The organism is Streptomyces boluensis (genome assembly GCF_009908195.1).
In the GTDB taxonomy this organism is placed as follows: Bacteria; Actinomycetota; Actinomycetes; order Streptomycetales; family Streptomycetaceae; genus Streptomyces; species Streptomyces boluensis.
In genome coordinates, this window is the sequence record NZ_JAAAHS010000736.1 from 1 (window position 1) to 1,050 (window position 1,050).

Sequence of the window (1,050 nt, forward strand, 5' to 3'; positions counted from 1 at the left end):
CCTTTCAGGCTGCCGATGCCCAGCGAGTCGCCCTGCGGGGCGAGTACGTCGACGAGCTCCTGGGCGGGCTCCACGGCGGGCTCTGCGGGTACGGCTGCGGGTTCGGCGGGCAGTGCGTCGAGGAGGTCGGCGCTCGGCACGAAGAAGAGGCCGCCGGTGACGGCCGTGGAGAAGTCGAGGATGCGGTCGGTGTTGCCGGGCGGATCGCCGAGGAACATGTTGCGCAGCATCCGCTCGGTCACGGCGGGTGTGCGGGCGTAGCCGATGAAGTAGGTGCCGAACTCGCCCTCGCTGAGGCGGCCGAAGGGCATGTTCTCGCGCACGATCTTCTGTTCGTCGCCGTTCTCGTCCTCGACGGTGTTGAGGGCGACGTGCGAGTTCGCGGGTTTGACGGCGTCGGAGAGTTCGACGTTGGCGGTCTTGGTGCGGCCGATGACGCGTTCCTGTTCCTCGACGCCGATCGCGGTCCAGGCCGCCAGATCGTGCACGTACTTCTGCACGATCACGTAACTGCCGCCCAGGAACGGCGGATCCTCGTCACCGATGTGCACGGCGTCCGTGGCCGCGCCGCCGGTGGGGTTCTCGCTGCCGTCGACGAAGCCGAGCAGATCGCGCTCGTCGAAGTACGTGAAGCCGTGCGTCTCGTCGACGACGGTCACCGCGCCGCCGAGCACGTCCAGGATCAGCCGGGCCAGCTCGAAGCAGAGGTCCATGCGCCGGGCGCGCAGGTGGAAGAGGAGGTCGCCTGGGGTGGCCGGGGCCCGGTGGCGGGGGCCGTCGAGCTGCTCGAAGGGGTGCAGCTCGCGGGGGCGCGGGCCGCCGACGAGCCGGTCCCAGGCCGCGGAGCCGATCCCGGCGACGCAGCTGAGGCGGTCCTCCGGGGCGCGGAACGCGACCGAGCGGGTCAGGCCCGCGAGGTCCTGGAGCGTCGCGCGTACGGCGGCCTCGCCGCCGGGGTTCACGGTGGCGACGAGGAAGACCGCCGCCTTGGCGGGCAGGGTGACGACGGGCTGCACGGCAACCATGGGACTCCGTCGAGCAGGGGGCGGG

At 71.6% G+C, this 1,050-nt stretch carries 1 protein-coding gene; it reads right to left on the bottom strand.

The features are described from left to right. A partial coding sequence (locus GUY60_RS37820) for a Dyp-type peroxidase (protein WP_161706019.1) occupies positions 1-1,025 on the bottom strand: 1,025 nt, incomplete at its 3' end. Positions 1,026-1,050: the final 25 nt, after the last annotated feature.